A 25,260-nucleotide genomic window follows, 5' to 3' on the forward strand; every position below is an offset into this window, starting at 1 on the left:
ACCCTCGATTTCGCGACTGGCTCTACCAAGGAGTTTCACCGAGCTGCGCGGGAACGATAGCCGTTGCGAGGCCGTTTCGGTGTTGCGGTAACGGGGTGAGTATGCGTCGGCGATGGCCAAGGCAGGGACGATCCGCATCGGCATCTCCGGCTGGACCTACGGCCGCTGGCGCGGCGTTTTCTATCCCAAGGGTCTGCCCCACAAGAAGGAACTCGCCTATGCGGCCGAGCATTTCCGCTCGGTCGAAGTCAACGGCACGTTCTATGGGCTACAGCGCCCGGAAAGCTTCGCCCGTTGGCGCGAGGAGACACCGGATGATTTCGTCTTCGCCATCAAGGCTTCGCGCTACATCACGCATATGCTGAAGCTCAAGGACGTGGAGACGCCGCTCGCGAATTTCATGGCCTCCGGCCTTCTCCGGCTCGGTCCGAAGCTCGGTCCCATCCTTTGGCAATTCCCCGAGCGGATGCCTTTCGATGCCGAGCGCTTCGAGGCTTTTCTCAAGCTCCTGCCGCGCAACACAGCGGAAGCCTCGGCTTTGGCGCGGCGCCACGATGCGCGGCTCGACGGGCGCGACTGGCTCGAGAGCGACGTCGAACAGCCGCTTCGCCATGCCTTTGAAATCCGGAACGAGAGTTTTCGCGCGCCCGCCTTTATCGAACTGCTGCGCCGCTACAATGGGGCGCTGGTCTGCGCGGACACGGTCGACTGGCCGCTGCTGATGGATGTGACCGCCGACTTCGTCTATTGCCGGCTGCACGGCTCGGAAGAGCTCTATGTGAGCGGCTATGACGACGAGGCGCTCGACCGCTGGGCTGCCCGCGTTCACGCCTGGGCGCATGGGCGCGAACCGGAGGACGCCGAGCGCGTTCTCCCGCCGACCAGGCCGCGCCGTGCCGGGCGGGATGTCTTCGTCTACTTCGACAACGACGCGAAGGTGAGGGCGCCGGCCGACGCCTCGGCCTTAGCGGCGCGGCTCGCGCGCATGGCTGAATAGGGCCGTGCGCCGCTGAAGGTTTTTTGCGCTTCCTTGAAGCGCGAACAGAACTCCAGCCTCTATCGCGTTTTCCAACGCGAGCCGCGATCCGCGTCTCTAGAAGAGCGCTTATGCCCGCCGCTTCAATGCTCGCGGAAGGCTTTCGACAAGGCGTCGGTCAAGGGGCGCACGAGATAGCTCATCACCGTGCGCTCGCCCGTGTTGAAGATGACCTCGGCCGGCATGCCCGGACGCAGGCGTCCCCTGAGCGCCTCGGGAATATCCGTATCGGCGACGGCGACCTGAGCGAGATAGTAGGGCTCGCGCGTCGTCTCGTCGACGAGGCGGTCCCGCGAGACATTGCGCAGCCTACCGAGAATGAGCGGCGTCGTGCGGGAATGAAAGGCAGGGAATCTCACCTCCGAGGAGGCTTCGCCGCGCAGGTTGTCGATGTCGTTGACCTGGACATGGGCCTCGACAATGAGTTCGTCATCCTCGGGCACGATCTCGAGCAGCGTGTCGCCGGGCTTCACCACCGCGCCGATGGTATAGATGCGCGGGTTGACGTTCTGAGCCTCGCCGGAGCGCGGGGCGCGAATTTCGGTGCGGCGCAGCACGTCCTCGGCGATATTCAGCTTCTCGCGCAGATCGCCGAGCTTTTGGCGGATGTCGAGCAGTTGCGAGCCGACATCCTCCTGGAACTTCTGCTTGATCTGCTGGGCCTGGAGCTCCATCTCGCCGATGTTGTTCTGCGCCTTGGCTGCATCGGCCAGATTGCGGCCGACGACGCCGTCGAGGCGGGCCTTTTCGCGCTCGAGCGCCGATTGGCGCGACTTCGGCACGAGCCCCTTCAAAGCGAGCTCACGGATGCCCTGCAGCTCATCATTGATGAAATAGAGCTGCTGTTCCGCGGACTTGCGTTCCCGTTCCAAGCCGTCGAGCTCGGAATGAAGCTGGCCGATCCGCTCGCTGATGATGCCGAGCTGGCCTTGAATCGACGCCCTGCGATCGCGAAACTGGGCCGTTTCGTCACCGATCACGCGCTTGACGACCGGGTCGTCGGGATTGTCCGTCAGCATCGTCGGGAAGGCGATCGTCGGCGCGTCGTCGCGCTCGGCGACCAGCCGCGCCTCCAGGGCCCAGCCCGCATAGGCTTGATGGCGAACGGAATCGCGGTTGGCGAGCGCACTCGTATCCTCAAGGCGGAACAGGAGCTCGCCCTCCCGCACCTCCTGGCCTTCCCGAACATTGATTTCTTTGATGATGCCGCCTTCGAGGTGTTGAACGACTTGGCGCTTGCTCTCGACTGAAATGAGACCGGGCGCGACGACGCCCGCATCGATATTGGCCAGCGCGGCCCAACTGCCGAGACCACCGAAGGTAAGCGCGATAACGGCATAGCCGGTGAGAGCGATGCGACGGAAGTCGCTGCTCGGTATGGCTTGCCCGCTCGCGGTGGTAATAACCGGCTCGTTCTTCTCGCGTGCCGATTGATCCGGATCGACCATGCCATCGGCCGATGATGGCCGGCTCTCGCCGGTCAATTCGTCTAAACCGGCGCGCTGGGCTTCGTCCGCAGCGCTGGCCGACGCGCCGAGTTTTCCTGCCACCGGGGGCGGGGTGGGTTGGGACGCTTCGGACATATTGGACATGGTGCCTCCCAGACTTGGCGGGCAAACCGGTTCGGCGCAGCAGTGGCGCCGGAGGATTTGCAAGAACTATCAAACTTCGCGATCGTCGATCTTGCCGGCTCCGATACGGGCCGTCTTCAGGCCGGCGCCGCTGCGGCGGCCACCCCGCTTTGACCCGCGGCGGGCGGTGTGCCGACGATCCGCGGACCGAGCACCCGTGCCAGCACCTCGTCCCGGGGGCCGAAAGCCTGCACCGCCCCGTCGGCCAGCACGAGGATCGCGTCGCACAAGGTGAGCGAATTGGTCTTGTGGCTGATGATGACGACGGTGCGTCCGGCTGTTTTCAACTGCCTGATGGCGTTCATCAGTGCCTGTTCGCCTGCGGCGTCGAGGCTCGCATTGGGTTCATCGAGCACCAGGATAGGTGGCAGGCCGTAGAGTGCGCGGGCGAGCCCGACGCGCTGCCGCTGTCCGCCGGAGAGCACCTGCCCGCTCTCGCCGATCTGCGTGTTGTAGCCTTCCGGAAGGCGCTGGATCATTTCGTGAACGCCGGCGAGCTGTGCGGCTCGCACGATCGCGATTTCGTTGGTGTCGCCGAAGCGGGCGATGTTCTCGGCGATGGTGCCGGCGAACAATTCCACATCTTGCGGCAGATAGCCGAGGAACTTGCCGAGCTGTTCCGGATCCCAGTGGGTGAGATCTGAACCGTCGAGGCGGACTGCCCCTGAGGCGGCCGGCCACACCCCGACGAGCGCGCGCGCCAAGCTCGATTTGCCGGCGGCGCTCGGACCGATGACGCCGAGCACCGTCCCGGCGTTGATGTTGAAGGAAACACCCTTCAGGACCGGCACATCACGGCCGGGAACGCGCACGATCAGATTTTCGACCGACAGGTCGCCCTTCGGATCGGGCAGGCGCATTCTCTCGCCGGGCGGCGGCACGGCGCGCAGCAGGGATTGCACCCGCTCGAAAGCCGATCGCATGCTGATCAGCGACTTCCAATTGTTGATCGCCATCTCGATAGGCTGGATGCAGCGGCCGACGAGGATCGACGCCGCGATCATCATGCCCGGCGAGATCTCGCGCTGAATGGCGAGATAGGCGCCGATACCGAGAATGAGGCTCTGCATGAAGGTGCGGTTAAACTTGATGCCGGCCATCAGGAAGCCCGCCCGGTCGGAGGCATTCGCCTGATGACCCAGCGCCTCGTAGTGGTGCTTCACCCACCGCTCGCGCAGCCTGCCGACCATGCCCATGGCATGCAAAACCTCTGCATTGCGGAAGGTAGTGAGGGCATGGTTGTGAGCGACGATATTGGCCTTGGTCGCCTGGTCGAGGACTGGGCGGGTGGCGCGGTCGTTGAAAAAGGCGAGGGTGGCCGAGATGATCGCCGTCGCTACCGCGAGAATGCCGTACCAGGGATGGAGCAGCGTCGCAGCGATGATGTAGATCGGCACCCACGGCACATCGCAGAAGGTGATGAGCCCGGAACCCGTGAAGAACTCGCGGATGCTGTCGATGTCGCGAAGCGCCTGGGTGTGCCCCGGGCCCGGCTGGCGCACCGAGGCGCGCTGCACGGCATTGAAAGCCTCAGCGTTCACCTCCTCGTCGAAACGCACGCCGGCGCGCACCAGGAGCCGGGTGCGCAAGGACTCCAGCGAAGCCGAGACCATGTAGAGGAAGGCGATGAGAACCGTCAGCAGCGCCAGCGTCATCAGATTGCGGCTCGTCAGGACGCGGTCATAGACCTGCATCATGTAGAGCGAGCCGGTCAATCCGAGCAGATTGATGAAGAAACTGAAGGTGATGGCCGTAATGAAGGCCGGACGGGTCGCCTTGAGCGCCGCGTTCAAGGCGGTCGGGCCTTTTGCCGCCGCGTTCGGTGAAGCTTGGGAGACCTGAGCCATCACGACCTACTCCACTCGGACAATGAGATAATAAAGACTATAGGAAGCGCTGTATATGCTGCGTGTCAGACTAATCGATCTCAATAGCAATTTCTGCCGGTGCTCGATCGCCCTGGAATGAACGGCGGAGCTGATGCCGCCGTCCATCGGGTGAGCTGTCTCCGGCGGGCACCCCGGAGATGGGTCGGTCATCAGGTCAGATCGGCCTGATCGACGGTTATTCCGCCGGCGAGGCCAACCGCGAATTCACTCGTCAGCGGGCCTCGCGCATCGGCGAAGGACGAGGCTGGCAGCTGCAAGACCTCAATCGCCTCGATGAGCGTGTTGCTTGCGCTGTCGATGAACACGTAAGTCTTGTTGTTGTGCACGAATGTACCGATCTGGCCGTCATCCTGACCTCCCTCTTCCTTCGCCGCCTTATGCAGCCGGTAAAGGCTGGCATGAGTCGTGAATTTATCAGCGGCCGCCTGGACAGCGGTCTGATTTTCGGGGGTGAGGACGGTGGCCTTATCAAGGAACGGAAATACGATCGTATCGCCTTCGGCGGCATTGAAGCCGACGAGCTTCGTCATATTGCCGTTACCAAGACTCAGTGTGGATGTCGTGTCCGTTGCAATTTCAACTTTATCCGCTCCGCTGCCGAGAGTGATGACATCGTCACCACCGCCCGCGCTCACGGTGTCGGATCCGCCCCCCGTATCAATATCGTCCGCACCACCCCCCGTGCGGATCACGTCGTTGCCCGAGGAGGTTTTTACCACATTGTCCTGGGAGCCGGATAGCGCAATTTCGTTGTCGCCCGACGCGCCGATTACATGAAGGGGCTGACTTTCCTTGGCACTGAAGACGAAATTTCCCTTGAGCGCGGAGGCGTCGAGGAGTGTCAAGCCAGCCGGTGCATTGTCCGGGAGCGCGAGGTTGAATGCCCCTTCTCCGCTGACGGTGATCGTCTTCGCCTGGGCCGCATACAAGACCAGCGAACTTTCCCCGCGCACTATGATGTTGAGATGTTCGATGCCGTCGACCCGCAGCGGGCCGAGGTCCTGATCGATGATAATGGAGGCGCGGTCGTCGGAGCCTTCGGATCCCTCATAAGTAACGGCGGGGATCGTGTGCTCCCGCCTCAGCCCGATCGCCTCGCCGACCTTTGCGGTAATGACCTGCGGCTTCGATACATTGTGCCACCGCACCGCCTGCACGTCCGGCTCGTCCGTGGCTGGCGGGATATCCGAACGCTCCCTCTCCGCCGGATCTGTCATCAGGCGATTGTCAGCCTTCGGGTCGGTGGCAACGGGGGCATCCGGATCTGGGGCCACAACGACCGGCGGTTCGGACTGCACGGTCTTGCGATCCGTCATCTCCTCTGCGACGACCTCGGGGGCGATCTCGCCGTCTTCCGACGGTGCGTCAGGGATCTTGGGCTCGGTAGGCGCTTCCGCGGCTGGCGTAGGGGCGACGGCCGACGGTTCCAGTCGCGCGCTCCTCGGTTCGTCCAGATCTTGTGCCTGTGGAGAGGATTGGGGCAGGGCCCGCAACGGCCGCTCGTCCTCCACTTCGATAGGAACCTCTCTCTCCAAAGGCGGATCGCTTACGGGCGGCGCATCGCCCGTCCGGTCGAGGGGAAGATCGCGCCCACCGACTTCCGGCAGAAGTGGAGAAGCGCTCCCCCGCTGGAGCTCCGTTCCCACTGCGAGGTCCTCCGACGAGGTCGGCGCCGTCTCTGTTGGCTCTGTAAGCTCGGCCGGCGCAGTCTCGGCGGCTGCCTCCTTCGCCACTCTGGAGGGCTCGGGTCTGTCATCAGCCTCCGCAGCCGTCTCAACAGGTTTCACTTCGGTAGGAGCGACTATCTCCAAAGGCGGTGGAGCGGTGACGGGCAGCAGTTCGCCCGTCATTTCGAGCGAGGGATCGCGCTCGCCTACTCTCGCCGGAACCGGAGCGGTGCCCCCCCGCTGGATGTCCGCTCCCACTGGGAGGTCCTCCGAAGAGGTCGGCAGCGTCTCGGTTGGCTCGGTGAGTTCAACCGGCGCAATCTCGGGAGTCGCCTCTTTCGCTGTTCCAGGTTGCTCGATTTCCTCGGGGCGATCGTTGTTCACGATGGCGTCGACAACGTCCGAAGCCGCCGAAACAGGAAGGACCGTGGCTGGATTGGGCCTCACCGATGGGATTTGGTAGACGGAGCCCGTAAAGGGCTGGTCCTCTCCAAGCGTGACCAGGAAGGCGTCGACATAGGGTCGGATGTGTTCTACGACGGCCGGGTTTTCGGAAATCATGGCCGCCAGTTCAGAACTATCGCGCTCGAGGTAGTCTTGTCTCCAGGCGAGGTCGTCATGGGTGGTGAGGTCGCTTTCACCGCCTAGGGCATTTTCTAAGAAGCCTCGGAACAAGGATTCCTTATCCTGATGACTGTGCTTCAGGGCGAACTGGTCCGATTTGACCAGGACCTCGGCAAGGGAGGCCAGATTCGTCTCGCCCTTCTCGAAATCGGCCGTCCAGGAATTCAATCTAGCGACGTCTGGTACACGCTGGTGCACGGTCTCGTAGAGACGGACGATCGCCTGCATCACAGCTGCCCGGTCCGTCGTTGTTGAGTTGCTGAGAGCTGAATTCTCATCGGGAGTGAGGGCCATGAAATATATCCTATAGGTTGAAAATGATATCCCGTCCTTGTGATCAAAGACATTACAGTAATAGGGCTCTATTATCTCCTTGTATTAGCAGTTAGTGCCCTCATAATTGGCTGGAATGCTAAAAATGATTAAACTATTATTTTTTGTAGGCTTTTTTGGTGTTGAAAAAACAACTTTCATATCTCGGTGATTTGTTTGCGAAGTAATCCGACCGGTGGCGCGACGGGTTGCGGGTGACGGGCACGCAAGCGGCCACGCTCGTCAAGCCGAGCGGGTCTGTGCAGGTTCGCTGGAACTGCATCGGACCATCCGGCGCGGTCGGTCTGCGCAGCTTTGCTGCCGAAGCGGCAGGCTGACGCCCGCCGATCGGCGATCGTATCTGCGCTAGTCGGTTAGGCCAAAGGCGAAGTTGTCCGCTGTGAGCCGGACGACGCCGGCGAGCCTCACCATGGTGTGCTCATCGTTGTCGACGAAAACATAGGTGTGGGGACCGGTGCGGCCGCTGTTTGGATCGGGATGGGGGCCGAAGGTGAACCATCCGACCTTGTGCTTTCCGACGCCCTGCACGTCGGTTGCCATATCATAGGCGTCGTAAAGAGTGGCCCTGGGTCCAAGGTCGTCGACGGCCTTCTGGATCTTGGCCTGCAACTCGGTGCTGACAAGGTTGCGCTGAGTAAGAAAGGGGAAGTCGATCGTATCGTGCTCGCGGGGGTTGAAGCCGAAAACGTCCGTGAAATTGGCTCGATCACCGCCAAGGGTCGAATTCGCTGCATTGCTGATGACGATGGTATCCGCTCCGGTGCCGGGAAAGATCACGTTCGGGCCGCTGCCTGCATCGATTCGGTCGGCGCCACCAAAGGTTTCAAGCCAATCTTGGCCAGGTCCGGTGATAATCTTGTTCGATTTATTTCCCTTGAACAGAATATAGTTAGAGATGGCTCCCGATTTAAAGTATATGCTCTGTTCTTCCCTCAAATCGAGCTTCATATCTCCCTCGAAGCCGCTCGCATTAATCGTTTTCAAGCTGCGCGCGGTTTCATCCGGGACTCGAAACCAGGCATGCCCAGTTCCGCTGATGCTCCAGTCGGCGAGATGAGATGCGTGAAAGTCGGCGTCCGTTCCGCCTTCCACCTCCATCTCGACAGTCCGCACATTAGGTACATCGAGGCGTTTGACCGCACCGGACAGCTTGAGATGTGCGGCGCCCCCAAAGAGCGGTTGCCCCCGATACTGAACTGTGGTCGCGTGAATGGCGTTGCGGACGCCGACCTCCGTGTTCAACTCTAGTCCGCTGATGGTGAGGTCGCAGGAGGATGCGTCGTTCCACATGGCCAAGGCGCCGCTGACGAGGCTCGCATCGAAATGGGCGCCCGATGGTCTTGGTTCGTCACCGGCGATGACAGGTGCCGCCTTGATCCTGATCTCCTCTATGTCCAGGATCGCAGGTCTCACGGGCTTCAGACCGATACGGGCATGCAGCTCGTCCCAACCCTGACGGCCGGCGAGCGTATCTCCGTCCGAAAGGGTCGGATTATGCTGGGGCCTCTCGTTCGGAGCGTGCTTCGGCATCAGGCGCGCGTAAAAAACATCATCGAAATCGGTGCCGATGATGCTGTCATCGGCCAGTGTGAGCCTGTAGACCTGCCCCGTCTCCGGCTGGGCCACGGTTGGTGGCGGCGCGGACAAGGCTTCCGGCTCGGGGACGGGCAGGGGCTGCTCGGGAACCGGCGATGGCGGATCGGCTATCTGTGGTAGCGGCTCGGGCTGCTCCTCGGGAGGCGGCGGAGGTAGGCGTTCGAAGAGCCGTCCCGCATAGGTCTCGGTGCCCTTATGGGCGCCATCGAGAAAGATCTGGATGTGGGAGCTGAGGCGGGAGACCACCTCCGGCGCTTGCGCCACGGCGAGAAGCAGGTCGATCGGAGCCGTTGTCTCGCTGATCTGATTGGCGATTGCATCGATCTTCGCCCGCAATGTTTCGTCCGGTTCGGTCGATCCGGGGCGGGCATTGCGGGCGAGCGTGGCGAGCAGGTCGCGTGGGCGATGGCTGCCATAGCTGTCCCGAAATTCCTGCACCTGGCAGAAGACCTCGGCGAGACGACGCGGCATCACCTGTTCATCTTCGACCGTATTAAGGTACCGCTGCCAGTGCTCGAACCCCTCCTTGTCAGGAACGCGATTGAAGGTGATCTGATAGAGTCGCACGATCAGGGCGGCGGTATCGTTCCAAGATAAGGTCGACGTTTGACTGGAGAGGGAGGACCCGATCCTGTTATCGATGTCGTTTGCAACCGGCATGGAATATCGCCTCGTTTGATACGGTGCTGCAGTGCGATGCAGTTTTGGTGCGCTTGCGAAATAAAATAGACCTCTCAACGCTGATTGGTGCAGCAATCAGCGCATGAAGGATGGATTATTAGGTATATCTTTTCAGGTATACAGAACTTCGATGCGATTTTTATGGAATATAGACGAATCATATCTGATAAAATCTGTAATTCGACTTCATATACAGTATTTTTCCATGTAATTAGAGATAAATTCGAATTGTCATCGCGTAATGTGACGCTCCAGCCAAGTAGCTGGTCTAAGCCTGCGCAACGCCGAGCCGGGTGAGAAGCGGCAGTTGCTCTTCGTTGAAGGTCGCAATCCGGGAGGCGATCGCGGCGTGGTTGTCCGCCTCCGCGTCAAGCGGCTTCCCGTCTTTCATCAGCCGCTGCCCTTGGGCGGCGATCATGGACCAAATGAAGGCCGGACTATCGTTGACGCTGTCGCGGCGCGCCAGCAGGGCGAGTTGGCCGATGCGATCGACGGGAATGCCGCTGCCGGTTACCGGAGAAGCGAGGAAACCGAGCTTGCCGCTGAAGCGGGCAGCGTCGATCACGGCGTCGTTGAAACGGGCCGTCCGGATCGCCCGTATATCCTCGCCGGCGGCCGGAAGAGCGGGGCTGACGCTTCCCTGGCCGATCAGGATCATCAGGGCCTGGCGGGCGCGTGCCCAGCCGATCTCGGCGAGCGATGGCTCCTCCATCAAGTCCTGAACGGTTTTCGGCCCGTCGCTCAGGGAGGCGATGATCGGCCGGTAGATCGGCTCCTGAAGGGTGACCCTGCCCAAACCGCAGTTGACCTTCAACTCGACCCCTTCGGCAGCGGTTGTGAGCGCCACCCTGACGTCAAGCCATTCATCCATCTGTCGCGAAGCGTTGATGGCGAGGCCGCCGCGGATGAAGACGTCCCGTCGGAATTGCCGGTTGAGCATGATGTCGCCGATCAACTCGCGGAAGGGGGCGTCCTTGATGTCCGCGAGGATCTCGCGCTGCTCCTTGGTGAAGTTGATGAGATCGACGCCGTCGGTGAGATTGGCCTGGGCCGCATAGGTCAGCTTGGCTTCGCCGAAGTCCCTCTGGACATCGGTCGAATAGAAGGGCGTCCATGTCGTGTTCAGATATTCATGGACGAGATAGTTCTTCTGGTGTTTCGCCATATTGGACAGGCGCTCGGCCAGCATTGGATTCTGGCTGAAATAGCGGGCCTTTGCACCGTGCAATCGTTCGGCGAAGGCGCGCGCGGCATCGAAACGGTCGGCCACGGCGCCTGAAGCGTGGGCGGCGGTTTCGGCGATGAGATGGCGCAGCGGTGCGGCCGCTGCCCAGCCGGGCAGGGCGTTATAGGAGACATAAAGCAGGCCGCCGGTTTTCAACCGTTGGCGGACAATGTCGCGGATGAAAGCGCGATTTTCGGGAGATACCCAGCTATAAATCCCGTGCAGGGCAATGATGTCGTAGGTCGCCGGGCCGCCATCACCCGCGATCTCGGCGAAGCTAGCCTCGCGTAGTTCAATGTTGTCGATGCCGGCGCGGCGTGCCAGATCCTCCGCCTCCGCGATATGTGCGGGATTGAAGTCGACGGCGGTGACGGCGACGTCCGGGTGCGTGGCGGCAATGAGATTGGCGCTGAAGCCCTGGCCGCAGCCGAGCTCCAGATAGCGTGTGGGGGCGCAGATCTTGAAGCCGGCCGTCAGCGCCGCGAGCCGCAAGTTGAGCGGCAGCAGCTCCCGGTAGAAGCCGTGCGTATAGCCGACCTCGGTGACATAGCCGTCCGTCCAGTCAGCCATAGTCCACCTCGTCTCTCACCGCCTCGACCGGGCCGGAACGGCCTGCTCGCGGAATTCGATTATGAATAGGAAGCCACACCGTGCCGCACGGAAAAAGCCCCGGTTGGGGGGACCGGGGCTGGAAAAGGTCGGCGACATGATGCGCCGGAGAAGGGGCGGCGGTTGAAACCCGCCGCCCGGTTCGGCTCAGACGAAGTCCGTCGTGTCGAGGACCCCGGTGGCTCCGGTCACCTTGACGATGGCGTCGTCTCCCCCGAAATCCGTGCCTGCGCCATCGGCCGCCACGAGGTAGGTGTCGCCCTGCCAGGTGAACAAGCCGGCGGCATTGGCCACGTTGTTGAGCACACCGCCGGTCTGGAAGAGCACGTCGACCGCGCCCTGCAGGCTGGCCCCAACCAGCGCCGTCGCCACGCCGTCATTGACGACATCGTTGATCACGAACTGCAGGTTGATCGTATCCTGCTGCCCGGCGAAGACATCGGTGCCGAGCTTGAGGTCCGTGATCGTGTCGATCGCATCGACGGGGGTACCATCGATGACGTTGAACTCGGCGAAGGTCGAGCCGATGAACACGAACTCGTTGTTGCCCTCACCGCCGGTGAGGATATCGGCATTGAGCTCGCCGCCGACGACGGCCGCCTCAGGCGCGACGTGGCTGGCGAGGTCGACGGAGATCGACTGGTCGTTGGTTCCGGGCGGCTGAGCCGCGACATTCACGACATTCGGCGTGCCGTGATCGGTGACCGGGACACCTGGGGTGGTGACCGCCGTCGCCGTACCCGTTCCTGAAATAGAGGCGGTGATCGGCTCGCCCAAGGGGTTGCCTTGGTTGTCACCGATGACGATGGCCGTGCCGGTCGAATAGACGACATTGGCCGGGCTCGGCAGTTGGGCGAGGATGGCCGCCTGATAATTGGCTACGAAATTGTTCAGCGTGGTGGCCAGGTTCGTGTCGAAGGCTTCGGAATAGGCGGTGCCGCCGACCGTGATCACGAGCGACTCGCCCGGGGCGTCCAGGCCGGTCGGCGTGATCGTTACGAGCTCGGGTGTCGGCGCCACGTCCACCGGCGCTGCAGCCGTCACGGTGTGGTTGGCACCGGGGATTGTGCCGGTGACGACGAAGTTGTCGCCATCCACCGCCGTCGAGATCTGCAGTCCGGCGGCGACACCGGCATAGGCCGCGGCGAAGGCTGTCGCGACGGCATTGCCGCTGCCGCTGCCGCCCGTATCGACGCCGACCGTGATCGTTCTCACCACGCCATCCACGGTCAGCGAGAGCTGATCGCCGATGTCGTAGGTCGAGGCGAACTCGACCGTGCTGCTGGCTGGCGCGCCGGCGAAGTTCTCGGCCTGCACATTCACAGTGAAGGCGTCGCCGAAGACGTTGCCCAGGAGGACGATATTGCCGCCCTGGTTGTTCGCCGTGACGCCGCCCGTGTCGGCCGCGTGGGAGTCGATGAGATCAGCGATCTGGGTTCTGATCCCGAACTGCGTCGGAGCAGGAATTGGAACGTTGTAGACGATGTTGAAGCCATTGATGGTGATGGTGATGACATCACCAGCCCCTGCATTCTGCAGCACCAGCGTGTCCTGCTGGCGAACGCCGGGCTCGACGATGGTGAAGCCCTGGTCGCCCTGAAGCTCATCGTCGCCGGCGCCGCCGATGATCGCGTCCTTGCCGTCGCCGCCGGTGAGATCATCCGCCGCCGAGCCGCCGACGATCGTTGCGCCGCTGTCGACTGCACCGCCGGCATCGACAACGATGTCGAGAGAGCCCAGTGCCGCCGAGCCGTCGACGAGCTTCACGCCCGAGGAGATCTGATCGATATCCGTGAAGCTGTCGGCAACCGACTTGACGATGAGGGTCTGAAGTCCCTTGTCATCGTCGAGATCGATAAATGAGCCGAAGAAGTTATCCGATATGTTGTCGATCGTGACGGTCTCGACATTCGGCGTATTGAGTCCGACGTCGGCGCCATCGTCCACCACCAGGGTGAAGCTGTCGGCCGTGCCGGTCGCGGCATCCTTCACATTGATGAAGAGCGTGCCGTTGTCCGGCGTGATCACCGTGCCGCCGCTGGTGAAATTGTCGATCGTGGCCGTGCCGAGGAAGTCCGTTACCTTGACGGTGTCGAGCCCGCCGACGTTCTCGGCATCGAGCGTTCCGAAGAAGCCGTCGACCTCGAGAATTTCGACATTGGCGATCTTGGAATTGTCGGTGATCTGTTGCTGGCGCCAGATGGCGAGGGTGTCGCGGCCAGTCCCGCCGTTCACATCGTCATCGTCGTCGAAATTGTTGTCGAAATAGAAGTAGTCGTCGCCCGAGCCGCCAAGCACCTTGACGTCGCTGCTGTTGTCGAAATTGAGATCGACGCCACCGGAATTGGCCGTTGCATCGACGAGTTCGATGGCTGAATTGATGGCGTTATTGATATAAACGCTGCCGGTGCCGGAGATGTTCAAGGTCTTGATGTCGCCGCCCGACCAGAGCTCGACGACTTCGTTCTCGCCGGTGACCGCGACGTTGACCGTCTCGAAGCCCGTGCCCGCCCCGTCGTCGGCCTGCAGGTCCTCGATATTGGCGTTGTTGAGCTCGACATCGAGCGCGCCGCTCACGGCGTCTGTTTCAAATTCCACCGTGAAGTCGTCGCTGCCGTCGCCGCCGTTCACGCCGACGAGGGCCTTTTCCTGAACGTTGGTCACGGTGAGATTCGACGTGGAGTTGTCGCTCCAGATCTCAGTCGCGCCGGTCACGTTGATCATATTGAAGACGGGGCTGCCCGAGAGCGCCTGCAGGTTGAAGATCTCGACATTTGTCGAATGCAGCGACTCGGAGCCGCCCGTCAGAGTCGCATCGAAGCTGTCGGTGCCCTCGACGCCATCGATGCGGTCGGCCGGATTGATGGTCGAATTCTCGCCGATGAAGGTGTCGTCACCATCCGTGCCGGTGAAATTGTCGACCGCGGTCGTGAGAACGAAGGTGTCGCCGACATGCGGCAGCTCGAAGAGCGAGCCCGTATAGATGCCCTCGCCGTCGGCCGCCGCAAGCAGGAAGGCGTCCACGTAAGGGTCGGAGTTGCCGATGAATTCGGGGGATTGGGAGAACTCCAGGACGAGCTGAGCGAGGGTGCCGCCATTGTTGAGGAAGTTCGTCCAGAAGGCGACGCCTTCGGGGTCGCCGGCGCGCTGCAGCACGTTCTGATACATGCGGCCGACGATTTCACTGTTCGTCAGTCCGGCATATTGCGACAGGAACTCGTCGGAGGAGGCAAAATTGCTCGAGATCTCCTGGAGCGTGGTTCCGGCGGCGAAGACGCCCACCCAATAATTGAGGCCGCCGGAGTCCGGAACGCGTCCGAAGACCGCCTGGTAGAGGCGCACGATCGGATCGACAGAAACGGAGGCCGCATTGAGGAGCGTGGCGTCGAGGGCAGCCACGTTCGGAAGCGTCGCCAGCGCAGCGACCTGCGCCTGCGACGGCGTCATTCGAAGAATTCCCTCATAGCGCTGGATAACGATTGCCTGAGAAACAGCCATGGTGACCCTCTTGTGAACAGAGACTAGACCCAGCCGGTCGCCGGCATCGCCAGCGCAGCTCGCGACCCGCTATACAGTGATCACCATACCAGTGTAAATGTTTCATATGCCCAAATAATACCTATAACGTCACAGAATACGTCGTTTTAGCAGATACATACCCCCTTTGTGCATGGGCTCGCGCTATGGCGAATCGTGGGCAATCCATATAGTAGAAGCGCAATGGCGCTCCATGCGTGTGGCACCGGGTTAATCAACGTAATGACATCGTGGGCATGTGAGTTTGCCCGCGCCGGAAAAGTCGTCGCTTGTCGGGCGTTAACCATCTAAGCAGCACACAACACAAATGTTTTCGAGGGGTGGGGCGGTCCTCTGGCTTGATCTTGGTCGCACGAGGGCTTATGCTAAGCGCGGTGCGCGGCAGGCCAGTTGATCGAGACGGTCATGTATGGAAATCCCCAAAGACGTAGTGCCAATGATGTCCAGGAACTTCGACGCGAGGCTGGGCGTTGGCTGAAACAGCGTCGCGAGGCCTGCGGTCTTTCCCAGCGCGAGCTGTCGCAGCGCGTAGGCACGGAGTACTATACATTCGTCTCGCAGCTCGAGACGGGACGGGGACGTATCCCGCCTGACCGGTATCGGGCCTGGGCCGAGGCACTGCAGATGAACCCTCGGGATTTCGTCAAGGAAATCCTCAAATATTACGACCCGGCCACCTATGAGATCCTCTTCGAGGATACTTGAGGCCGTCATTGGGATCTGACGCTTGCCGTCGCGCGCGGAGCTGCGTCGGCAGAGAGGCACGGCAGAAGGCCGTTTCGGGATCGTCATGGAAGGCAATGTCGCCCAGCTCTTCCCCTTCCGATCGCGTTCGAGGGACTGGAGCAACCAGGAACTCGCGGAATTCTACCGGGTCGAAGCCGCCCTGGTGCAAGCCGGCCTGACGATCGAGACCGATCGCGGTCTGTCTGACGAAAACGAGCCCTGGTTCGCCTTCTGTCATGCCGATACCGGCGAGGTCATCATTCATTTCGCTCGCATCGGCGGGGTCTATGTCGCGGCGAGCGGCGCCTTCGAGGGCGTGCTGCGGGGCGTGGACTTCCGCTCCTTGGTCGAGGCGCTGCTGATGCGTCACCCCCTCGTGGTGCCGCGTAAGGGCGAGAAGATCAGCTTGCACCCGAGCGCTTTGCTCGTGGCCCTCGTCGCGACCGCCTTCTTTAAGCTGTCGGAGGCCGACGCGCAGGCCAGCACCATCGAGCCCCGTAACGGAAGTGGCCAGGCGGCTGAGCCGGCCTTGAGTGGGCGCACCATTTGGGTGGGGGCCGCCGAGGATGCCCGGCATGCGGTCGTCCATCTCGACCGCCGCCAGGCGGCCGTCATGCTGGCGGCGATAACGATCGCCGTCACACAGCACGACCTCAACCTGGGCTCTGCCCAATGGCTATGGGCCGGTCACGGCTCGCAGCTAGGCGACGCGGCGCTGGACCAGGCGCAGTCACAACTGGTGAGCGACTTCCTTCCGTCGGTGCGATCCGCACATCCGCTTTTTCCGAATGATGATAAAGGCGGGAATGATCCTGCGATCGTGCTGCTGGGACAGGCTAAACCGATGCCCCATGCGCCGATCTTGGCGGAGAAGCTCTCGGTCATCAGCCTTCTGTCCGGCCTCATGAGCCCCCTCCCGGATGGTGAAAAGATCGTGCCCGTCACTACCGAGGTGATGCCGAAGGAGAAAGATAAGCTGGTCGACGTCGAGGACCTCAGCAGTTATCAGCCGCCGCATGATGAGCATGATGAGTCGTCCGCGGCCCCTTCGTCCGCTGCGCCGTCGTCATCACCTAATTCTGCATCCGCTTCATCCTCGTCGTCGACATCGGTGACATCCTCTTCGTCGCCAACATCGGCGACATCCTCATCCCCATCCTCATCGTCATCGTCGTCAGAAGACGGGCACGCGAGCGATGAAAGCATCGATGTATCGAGTGATACGGGATCGACCATCCCGGTCATCCTGCAGCAGTCGACGCACGTGGCGCTGCCTGTCGCCGATGCGGTCAGCTTCGTCGAGAGCTTTCTCGCCGGCAGTGCCACTGCAAAGACGATCTTCCATCTCGATGATGGTTGGCTCGCTGATTTATTTGCTGGGGAGCTCACAGCGCCGGTCTTGCCCGCCGCGGACGACGGGGTCGTCTTGGCACCGGCTACCGTGAATGTGGCACCGGCACCGGAAGGCGTCGAGGACCCGGGCGCCGATATCACGGCTCTCCTGGAGGAATTATCCACGGAGCAACTTCAATTCGAGGCTTCGGAAGACGGTTCCGGCGAGAACTACGGCGAGATGCTCGCCTTGTTTGCAGAGCGCAATCCCGATTTCCATGTGGCCCTCTCCGGCAAGGACGCGCTGTTTTATAATCCTTCCGCTGACGAAGCAGATGCCCCTCTGGGCTTTCTGACCTGGTCCTTCGACGATGGATCGACCGTCAGCCTCATGGGCGTGCTGCCTCAGGTCGTCCCAGCGACCGACGAGGTCCTCGTCTGAGCACGCAAAGCGCTTCGGTCGCTGTCTGCCATCATTCAAGCGCTATTTCGGATCGATGGGATGCGTGGGCAGGCCGAGTTCCCGCTCGATCCAGCCCGCGAAGGTGAAGAGCGCGCGCTCGCGGCGCGGATGCGCCAGTATCTGGATGCCGATCGGTAATCCACCGGCTGAGAAACCGATAGGGATGGCGATCGCGGGACAGGCAGTCAGCGAAGTAATAGCTGTGATGGCGATCCAGTCGAGATAGTTGCGGATCGGTTGCCCGTCGACCGTTGCCGGCGTGAGGATCTCGATCGGGAAAGGCATCACCTGCGTCGCTGGGCATATCAGGAATTCGTGCTCATCGAGCAGGTCGATGGTGCGGCGGTAGAAGTCGGCGCGGCACCGCTCGGCGGCGGCGAGCGCCGATCCCGACTGCGTGAAGCCGCGCTCGATATCCTCCATCACCGATGGCGGAAAGAGTGCGCGGTGGGTCTCCAGGAACGGTTCCCAGGACGCCAGGAAGCTCGCGCCGCGCAGTGCTTTGAATGCATCAAGCGTGCCGGAGATGTCGGGGGCGGCTTCCGCAACCGCGACGCCGGCCTTGCCGAGCCAGGTGGCGAAACTCTCGAAAGCCGTGCGGATGACGGGATCGACCGGCAAGCCGCCGAGATCGGCCGACAAGGCCGCGCGGGCCGGTTTGGCCGGCGCCAGCGCAGCCCCCAGAAACGGTGGTTCGGTCGAAGGAGCTGTCAGCGCGTCGCCGGTGTCATGGCCGACCATGGCGTCGAAGAAGAGGGCGAGATCGGCCACATCGCGGGCCATCGGTCCTTCGACGGCAAGTGTATCGAAGGGGGCTGCGAGCCGCTTGCGCGGAACCCGGCCGGGTGTCGGGCGCAGGCCCGTGACATTGCAGAAGCCGGCCGGGATGCGCAGGCTCCCACCGAGATCGTTGCCGTGGGCGAGCCAGGTCTCGCCCGTGGCGAGTGCCACAGCCGCGCCGCCCGAGGAGCCGCCGCAGGTGAGCCGTACGTCGTAAGGATTACGCGTTGCTCCGAAGACCGCATTGGTGGTCTGGGCCCCGCCGAGTTCAGACAAGTTCGATTTTGCCATGGGCACCGCGCCGCGCGCTTCCATCAGCGCGACGGTGCGGTCGGATGTCTCGGCGATCCGGTTGCGGAAGATCGGCGTGCCGCTCGTGGTGCGCACGCCCCCGACGTCGCAATTGTCCTTGACGACAACCGGTAAGCCCGCCAGCAGCGGCAAGGTCTCGCCGCGGGCGCGGCGACCGTCGAGCGCCGCGGCCTGTTCACGGGCGCGCTCCAGACAGAGGGTCGGCAGCGCATTCAACTTCGGCTCCACGGCAGCAATGCGCCGCGCCGCCGCCTCGACGAGGGCGAGCGACGAGATCTCTCCCTGCCGCAAGGCTTCGACCATCCGGCGGGCGCTCGCGCCGATCAGCTCATCCGACATCGGCCTTCTCCGTGTGGAAGTTTCGAAAGGGAGCAGTCGTGGATTGGCGCGCGATCAGGCTCGGCGACAGGATCCGTGTTTCGCCCGGCCCGGTTCGCGCGCCGCTCATGCGCCCGATCAGCATGTCGAGCACCTCTCGGCCCATGTCGGCGACAGGTTGAGCGACGGTGGTCAGGCGCGGCGTGAAGGCCCCGGCCCATGGAAAATCGTCGATGCCGACGACGGAGATGTCCTGCGGGCAGGTGAGCCCGGCATCGGCGATGGCACGCATGACGCCGATGGTCATGACGTTATTGGTGGCGAAGAGCGCCGTCGGTGGATCGCCGGCCGTGAGAAGCCGCAGGGTCGCGGCATAGGCCTCCGCCTCACGATAACGCCCGTCGAGGACGAGATCGGGATCAAAGGGAATGCCTGCGGCGAGCAGCATCTCGCGATAGCCCTGCAGGCGATCGGCGGCCGTGCGCAGGATCTCCGGTCCATTGATCAGGCCGATGCGTCGATGCCCCGCTGCGAGAAGGTGGGCGGTCGCGAGTTCGCCGGCGCGGCGGTTGTCGAGCACGACGGCATCATAGCCGAGCTCGACCATTCCGCGGTCGACGAGCACGACGGGTACGTCGAGGCTCGCCAGGATGGACGCGCGATTGACCGCGATGGCGCCCGTTGGCGCGAGAATCAGTCCGTCGATGCGCTGCGTGCGCAGCATCGCGAGATGCTGCTCCTCGCGCGCGAAGGTCTCGCCGGAGTTGCACAGAAGCATGGAATAACCGCGCATCGCGGCGGCGTTTTCGACCGCCTCGAACAACTCACTGAAGAACGGGTTGGTGATGTCGGCGACGACCATGCCGATCAGACTGCTCGCCCGTTTGCGCAGGCTGCGCGCCGCCGCATGCGGCGCATAACCGAGCTTCTCCACGGCCGCATGAACGCGCGCGCTCAGCGCCGGGCTCACCCGCCCCGGCGTGTTCAAGGCGTTCGAGACGGTGGTCACCGATACACCGGCCAGGCGCGCGACGTCTCGGATGGTCGTCATTCAAGATCCAGAAAAACGTTTTACACAGACCACTTATTTGTCACGTCCAACGGGCTAATGGAATTAGAATCTGAGGCGTAGATTTCCATTGCGAAAGTCTGATCCGTGTGAGAGCAATATGCGAAACGATAAAATCGCGGGCAGATGGGGATGACCGTTGGGGCGGAACACCCCAGCGTCGAGGGGAGGTGACATGGGGCGCTACGTGTTGCGCCGGCTCGTCGGCACCGTGCCGGTCTTCCTGTTCGTCGGCCTGTTCACATTCTTCCTGCTCAGGCTGACACCGGGGGATCCGGCCGCGCTCATTGCCGGCGACCAGGCGACCACGGCCGAGGTCGAGGCGGTGCGCCAAAGGCTCGGCCTCGACCGTCCGCTCATCGAGCAGCTCGCCGTCTGGGCGGGGCAGCTCGCGCGCGGCGATCTCGGGCAATCCGTTTTCTCGAACATGCCGGTCAGTCATCTCATCGGCCAACGTGCCGAGGCGACGGCCATGCTCGCGCTCGTCGGCATCCTGTTGTCGCTCGTCATCGCCTTGCCGATGGGTATCGTTGCCGCTGTTCGTGCAGGGGGCGTGCTCGACAGGCTGACCATGGGCTTTGCCGTGCTCGGCTTTTCAGCGCCGGTTTTCGTGGTCGGCTTTCTTCTCGTCTATGTATTTGCGCTCTGGCTCGGCTGGTTTCCGACCCAGGGCTATTCGCCTCTCGCCAAAGGGCTTGGAAGCTGTTTGCGCAGCCTCTTTCTGCCGGGCCTGACGCTCGCCTTCCTCTACGCCTCGCTCATTGCGCGCGTCACGCGGGCGAGCCTGCTCGAAGTGCTGAACGAGGACTACATCCGGACCGCCAATGCCAAGGGTGTTCTGCCGCGCCGTGTCGTGCTGCGGCATGCCTTGCAGAACGCGGCGGTGCCGATCGTCACGGTCGTCGGCGTCGGCATGGCGGCCCTCCTCGGCGGGGTCGTGGTCACCGAGACGGTCTTCAATATTCCTGGGCTTGGGCGTCTGACGACGGACGCGATCCTGCGGCGCGACTATCCCGTCATACAGGGCCTCATCCTCCTCTTCTCGTCGATCTACGTCACCATCAACCTCCTGGTCGATCTCAGCTACGGGCTGTTCGATCCCCGGGTACGCTATTGAGGCGGCCGAGATGAGCGACCAATGACGATCACGAACGTCGACCACCCGTCCCGCATCGCCACGCCGGCCCGGTGGCCGTCTGACTTTTGGCGCTTCTTCAGAAAAAATCCGGTCATTCTCGTCGGCTTGGTGGTGCTCGGGCTGTTCGTCGCGGTCGCTGCGCTCTCGCCGCTTGTTCTTCCCGATCCGGCCCGGCTCGATCCGGTTCAGCGCCTGAGGCCGCCGAGCCTCGGCGAGCTTTTCGGCACCGATCATCTCGGCCGTTCGGTTCTCTCGCGCACGCTGAACGGAACGACTGTCTCACTGGCGGCGGGCACGCTGGTGATGCTTTCGACCACCGTTTTGGGCGTGCTGCTTGGGGTTCTCGCGGGGTTCTTTCGCCGGCTCGATGGCATCCTCATGCGCTTCATGGATGGCGTGATGGCGATCCCCGGCATTCTGCTCGCCATCGCCCTCATGTCGCTGTTCGGCTCGAGCCTGCAGAATGTCGTGATAGCGATCACCGTCGTCGAGGCGCCGCGCATGGCCCGCGTGGTGCGCAGCTCGGTGCTCGTCCTGCGCGAGCAGCCTTATGTCGAGGCCGCGATCACCATCGGCACGCGCCTGCCGCGGCTGCTCGTCCGTGAGATCCTGCCGAATATCGCGGGGCCCGTCCTAGTGCAGGCGACCTATGTCTTCGCCTCGGCCATGGTGGTCGAATCGATCCTGTCTTTTCTGGGCGCGGGCACGCCGCCGACGGTCCCGAGCTGGGGGAACATGCTCGCCGAGGGACGCCAGTATCTGCAGCGGGCACCCTGGATCGCGGCATTTCCGGGCGTCCTGCTCGCGACCCTCATTCTGACCGTCAATGTGCTGGGGGATGCCCTGCGCGATGCGCTCGATCCCAAGCTCAGTCGCCGCCGACAGTAAGGCATGAACCGGCCAAGTTCACGAATAACACGTTCACGAATGAACACGTGTGATGGACAGAGGGAGGTCAGCATGAACGATCACATCACGAGGCGAAGGCTTTGGCCGGGCATTACGGCCGCTGTTGCCATCGCGGGGCTCTGGGCGATGCCGGCGGCGGCGGAGACGGTTTTGAAGGTGCGACCCTTCGGCGATCTCAAGACCATCGATCCCATCACCACGTCCGACTACATGGTCCGCAACCACGGCTACATGGTCTATGACGTGCTCTTCGCCCAGAATGCCAAGGGCGAGATCGTGCCGCAGATGGTGGAGAGCTACACCCATTCCGATGACGGCAGGAGCTGGACCTTCGTGCTGCGCGACGGGCTGAAATTCAGCGACGGCACGCCGGTGACTTCGGCCGACGTGGTTGCCTCCCTGAAGCGCTGGGGCGAGCGGGATGGCCTCGGGCAGCAGATGATGGCTCATTCGGTGAGCCTCGAAGCCGCCGATCCCAAGACCGTCAAATTGACACTCAAGGACGGCTGGAGCCTGGTGCTCGAGGCGCTCGGAAAGCCGAGCTCCAACGTGCCCTTCATCATGCCCGAGCGCATCGCCAAGACGCCGGCGAACGAGAACATCAAGGATCCGATCGGGTCCGGCCCCTTCGTGATGAAAACGGACGAATGGGTGCCGGGGTCCAAGATCGTCTATGTGAAGTCGCCGACCTACGAGCCGCGCAAGGAAGCGCCGGACGGGCTCGCCGGCGGCAAGACGGTGAAGGTCGACCGCGTCGAATGGCAGGTCATCCCTGATGCGCAGACGACGCTCAACGCGCTCCAGGCGGGCGAGATCGACATCTTCGAGGAGGTCCCGCCGGACATGATTGGGCTCCTCAAGGACAATCCCGACGTAGGCGTTGCCAAGCTTGCCGCGTTGCAGGGCGTCATGCGGCTCAACCAGCTGCAGCCGCCGTTCAACAACCAGAAGCTCCGGCAGGCCATTCTGACGCTCGTCGACCAGGATCCGGCGTTGCGCGCCTATGTCGACGACCCCAACCTCTATACCAACTGCCCCTCGTTCTACATGTGCGACTCGCCCTATTTCACCGACGCGGGCTGGCCGAAGCCCGATGCGGAAAAGGCCAAGCAGCTCGTGAAGGAATCGGGCTATGATGGTGCTCCGATCGTTCTCCTCGACGCCACCGAAACCGCGCTTCACCCTGCGACTCTCGTTGTCGCTCAGGCGATGCGCGACATCGGCCTCAACGTCGATTACCAGGCGATGGACTGGGGCACGTTGTCGAGCCGGCGCACGAGCAAGAAGCCGGTTTCCGAGGGCGGCTGGTCGGCCTTTCTCTCCGGGCCCGCCGCACCCGACATGACCGAGCCGGTCGGCCATATGGCACTGCGCTCCAATTGCGATAAGGCATGGTTCGGCTGGCCCTGCGACGAGACCATAGAGACATTGCGCGCCGAGTTCACGATGGCGCCCGACCTTGCCGCCCGCAAGGAGATCGCCAAAAAGATCCAGCTGCGCGCTATCGAGACGGTGCCGTATGTCTCGGTCGGCCAGTTCTATCTCGTCCGCGGCATTCGCAAGGATGTCACCGGTCTCCTCGCCTCCGGCGTTCCCGTCTACTGGAACGTCGCTAAGGGCAATTAAGCCGCGAGCCGACCGACTCAGGTCGCCTGCATAACGCGCGGACGGGGGCCGGCTCATCGGGCGGTGAGCCGGCTTTCGTATTTCTGCGGAAAAGCTCGCGCTCCGAGATTTTATATAACATTCTGAAATTGCTTATTGATCTTCATGAACTCACTCGCAGTCGGAGGCCCCTTGGCCCCAAAAGGCAGCCTTGGTAGGAAAAAATTTGCCATCACCAGCGCATCTGGAAGGACTGCAATGCGATCACAGGGATTCGCTCATGACGGTCATCCGGTTTCCGCATCGGTCTTCGCGCAAGACCTATGAGGAGGAGTTTCTCCGGCTCTGCGCGCTGCGGCGTGAAATCGACGCGCAACTCGACCAACTCGTCGAAATGGTGGACGACTTCGACGACGACGAGATCGACTATGATCCGGTGGCCGTGATGATGCATGCGCATAATGCGAGCCGGGGCGGGTGAACGCTGTCCAGGCTTCGGCATGCGTTCAGTTCTTGCGTCGGCCCATGACCTGATCGGCCCTGTGAACCCGTTCACAGCCGAGCCACGCAAAGGCTTCTAACATCCTCCTCCGGAACGTCGCCGGGATGACCGGGCGACGATCTGGAGGATCGAAGAATGACCATTCAAGCCGAAGGCGCGGCCCAGACCGCTCCCAGCATCGATAAACTGACCCAGCTTTTCGACGAGGTGCGGGCGGAGGCTTTCGCCGAGCGCATGACGGCGGCGATCAATCAGTCCGCCGTGACGCTGATGGTCTCCATCGGCCACCGCACTGGGCTCTTCGACGCTATGGCGCTCCTGCCACCATCGACGTCGCCGGAGATCGCAAGGGCGGCCAAGCTCAACGAACGCTACGTGCGCGAATGGCTGGGCACCATGGTGACCGGCGGCATCGTCACTTATGATCCCGCCACTCGGCGCTACCAGCTGCCGGTGGAGCACGCCGCCTGGCTCACGCGCGCCGCAAGCCCCAACAATCTTGCCGTTTCCGCTCAGTGGATGCCGATGCTCGCCCGCTCCGAAGATGCGATCATCGAGCGGTTCCATCGGGGCGGTGGCACGCAATATCGCGAATACTGCGGCTTCCATCAATTGATGGCCGAGGAAAGCGCGCAGACTGTCGTGACACCCCTGTTCGATCACATCCTGCCGCTGGTCCCGGGGATCACCGAGAAGCTGGAGGAGGGCATCGACGTGCTCGACGCCGGCTGCGGCTCGGGCCGGGCGCTCATTGCCATGGCCAAACGCTTCCCGCGCTCACGTTTCGTCGGATACGACCTCTGCGAGGAGGCGCTCGAAAACGGGCGCGGCGAGGCCGCGCGGGCGGGCGTCACCAATCTGAGCTTTGAGGCGCGCGATCTCACCGGCTACGACGAGCCTGGCCGCTTCGATTTCGTCACCACCTTCGATGCCGTTCACGACCAGAAGGACCCGGCGAGCATGCTGCGGGGGCTGGCCCGCGCCCTGAAGCCCGGCGGCGTCTATCTCATGCAGGACATCGGTGGCTCGAGCTATGTCGAGCGAAATACGGAGCACCCGCTCGGCCCGTTCCTCTATACGGTCTCGTGCATGCATTGCATGGCGGTCTCGCTCGGGCAGGGCGGGGCAGGGCTCGGCGCCATGTGGGGCGTGGAGCTCGCCGAGACCATGCTGCGGGAGGCGGGATTTAGCGACATCACGATCCACCGCCTGCCGCATGACCCGCTCAACGCTTATTTCGTTTCGCGGATTTGGCGGATTTGAGGTCTCAGAGGGAAG

The 25,260-nt window shown here is 62.7% G+C and carries 16 protein-coding genes; 8 read left to right on the forward strand and 8 right to left on the reverse strand.

What is annotated here, in order from left to right; translation table 11 throughout:
- The first annotated feature begins 112 nt into the window (after positions 1-112).
- Entirely contained in the window at positions 113-997 is an 885-nt protein-coding gene (locus tag ACFQU1_RS23510) for a DUF72 domain-containing protein (protein ID WP_378137343.1), read from the forward strand.
- Positions 998-1,119: 122 nt separating this feature from the next.
- Here ACFQU1_RS23510 and ACFQU1_RS23515 read toward each other — a convergent pair whose 3' ends face one another.
- The 6 genes from ACFQU1_RS23515 to ACFQU1_RS23540 form a co-directional block, all read right to left on the reverse strand.
- Positions 1,120-2,628, reverse strand: a complete 1,509-nt coding sequence (locus ACFQU1_RS23515; protein ID WP_378137345.1) for an HlyD family type I secretion periplasmic adaptor subunit — start codon at positions 2,626-2,628, stop codon at positions 1,120-1,122.
- Between the two features lie 116 nt (positions 2,629-2,744).
- Positions 2,745-4,514, reverse strand: a complete 1,770-nt coding sequence (locus ACFQU1_RS23520) for a type I secretion system permease/ATPase (RefSeq protein ID WP_378137347.1) — start codon at positions 4,512-4,514, stop codon at positions 2,745-2,747.
- Positions 4,515-4,705: 191 nt separating this feature from the next.
- On the reverse strand, positions 4,706-7,141 hold the full coding sequence (locus tag ACFQU1_RS23525; RefSeq protein ID WP_378137349.1) for a hypothetical protein: 2,436 nt from the start codon (positions 7,139-7,141) through the stop codon (positions 4,706-4,708).
- 384 nt (positions 7,142-7,525) lie between these two features.
- Positions 7,526-9,436 (reverse strand): hypothetical protein, encoded by a 1,911-nt coding sequence (locus ACFQU1_RS23530; RefSeq protein ID WP_378137351.1) that lies wholly within the window; start codon positions 9,434-9,436, stop codon positions 7,526-7,528.
- 289 nt (positions 9,437-9,725) lie between these two features.
- Positions 9,726-11,252, reverse strand: coding sequence for a class I SAM-dependent methyltransferase (locus ACFQU1_RS23535; protein ID WP_378137353.1), 1,527 nt, complete (start codon positions 11,250-11,252; stop codon positions 9,726-9,728).
- A gap of 186 nt (positions 11,253-11,438) precedes the next feature.
- On the reverse strand, positions 11,439-14,738 hold the full coding sequence (locus ACFQU1_RS23540) for a DUF4214 domain-containing protein (protein ID WP_378137355.1): 3,300 nt from the start codon (positions 14,736-14,738) through the stop codon (positions 11,439-11,441).
- A gap of 495 nt (positions 14,739-15,233) precedes the next feature.
- Here ACFQU1_RS23540 and ACFQU1_RS23545 point away from each other — a divergent pair, with 495 nt between their 5' ends.
- Both ACFQU1_RS23545 and ACFQU1_RS23550 read left to right on the forward strand, forming a co-directional pair.
- Positions 15,234-15,533: a helix-turn-helix domain-containing protein gene (locus ACFQU1_RS23545; RefSeq protein WP_378137358.1), complete on the forward strand. Its 300-nt coding sequence runs from the start codon at positions 15,234-15,236 to the stop codon at positions 15,531-15,533.
- 85 nt (positions 15,534-15,618) lie between these two features.
- Positions 15,619-17,328, forward strand: coding sequence for a hypothetical protein (locus ACFQU1_RS23550; RefSeq protein ID WP_378137360.1), 1,710 nt, complete (start codon positions 15,619-15,621; stop codon positions 17,326-17,328).
- Positions 17,329-17,370: 42 nt separating this feature from the next.
- On the opposite strand, the gene ACFQU1_RS23555 is transcribed toward ACFQU1_RS23550, so the two are convergent.
- Together ACFQU1_RS23555 and ACFQU1_RS23560 are read right to left on the reverse strand one after the other, a co-directional pair.
- Positions 17,371-18,780, reverse strand: a complete 1,410-nt coding sequence (locus ACFQU1_RS23555; RefSeq protein WP_378137362.1) for an amidase — start codon at positions 18,778-18,780, stop codon at positions 17,371-17,373.
- Positions 18,770-19,810, reverse strand: coding sequence for a LacI family DNA-binding transcriptional regulator (locus tag ACFQU1_RS23560; RefSeq protein ID WP_378137364.1), 1,041 nt, complete (start codon positions 19,808-19,810; stop codon positions 18,770-18,772). The genes ACFQU1_RS23555 and ACFQU1_RS23560 overlap by 11 nt, the downstream gene beginning before the upstream one ends.
- A gap of 193 nt (positions 19,811-20,003) precedes the next feature.
- Here ACFQU1_RS23560 and ACFQU1_RS23565 point away from each other — a divergent pair, with 193 nt between their 5' ends.
- From ACFQU1_RS23565 to ACFQU1_RS23585, 5 genes are all read left to right on the forward strand, one after another.
- Positions 20,004-20,945: an ABC transporter permease gene (locus ACFQU1_RS23565; RefSeq protein WP_378137366.1), complete on the forward strand. Its 942-nt coding sequence runs from the start codon at positions 20,004-20,006 to the stop codon at positions 20,943-20,945.
- A 21-nt stretch (positions 20,946-20,966) separates the two neighbouring features.
- Positions 20,967-21,854, forward strand: coding sequence for an ABC transporter permease (locus ACFQU1_RS23570; RefSeq protein ID WP_378137368.1), 888 nt, complete (start codon positions 20,967-20,969; stop codon positions 21,852-21,854).
- A gap of 72 nt (positions 21,855-21,926) precedes the next feature.
- Positions 21,927-23,501, forward strand: a complete 1,575-nt coding sequence (locus tag ACFQU1_RS23575; RefSeq protein ID WP_378137370.1) for an ABC transporter substrate-binding protein — start codon at positions 21,927-21,929, stop codon at positions 23,499-23,501.
- A gap of 259 nt (positions 23,502-23,760) precedes the next feature.
- On the forward strand, positions 23,761-23,961 hold the full coding sequence (locus tag ACFQU1_RS23580; protein WP_378137372.1) for a hypothetical protein: 201 nt from the start codon (positions 23,761-23,763) through the stop codon (positions 23,959-23,961).
- Positions 23,962-24,117: 156 nt separating this feature from the next.
- The gene (locus ACFQU1_RS23585) at positions 24,118-25,245 is read left to right on the forward strand and encodes a class I SAM-dependent methyltransferase (protein WP_378137374.1); all 1,128 of its coding nucleotides are present in this window, start codon (positions 24,118-24,120) and stop codon (positions 25,243-25,245) included.
- Positions 25,246-25,260 lie beyond the last annotated feature (15 nt).

The sequence above is a fragment of the Chelatococcus sp. GCM10030263 genome (genome assembly GCF_042666455.1).
Lineage (GTDB): Bacteria > Pseudomonadota > Alphaproteobacteria > Rhizobiales > Beijerinckiaceae > Chelatococcus.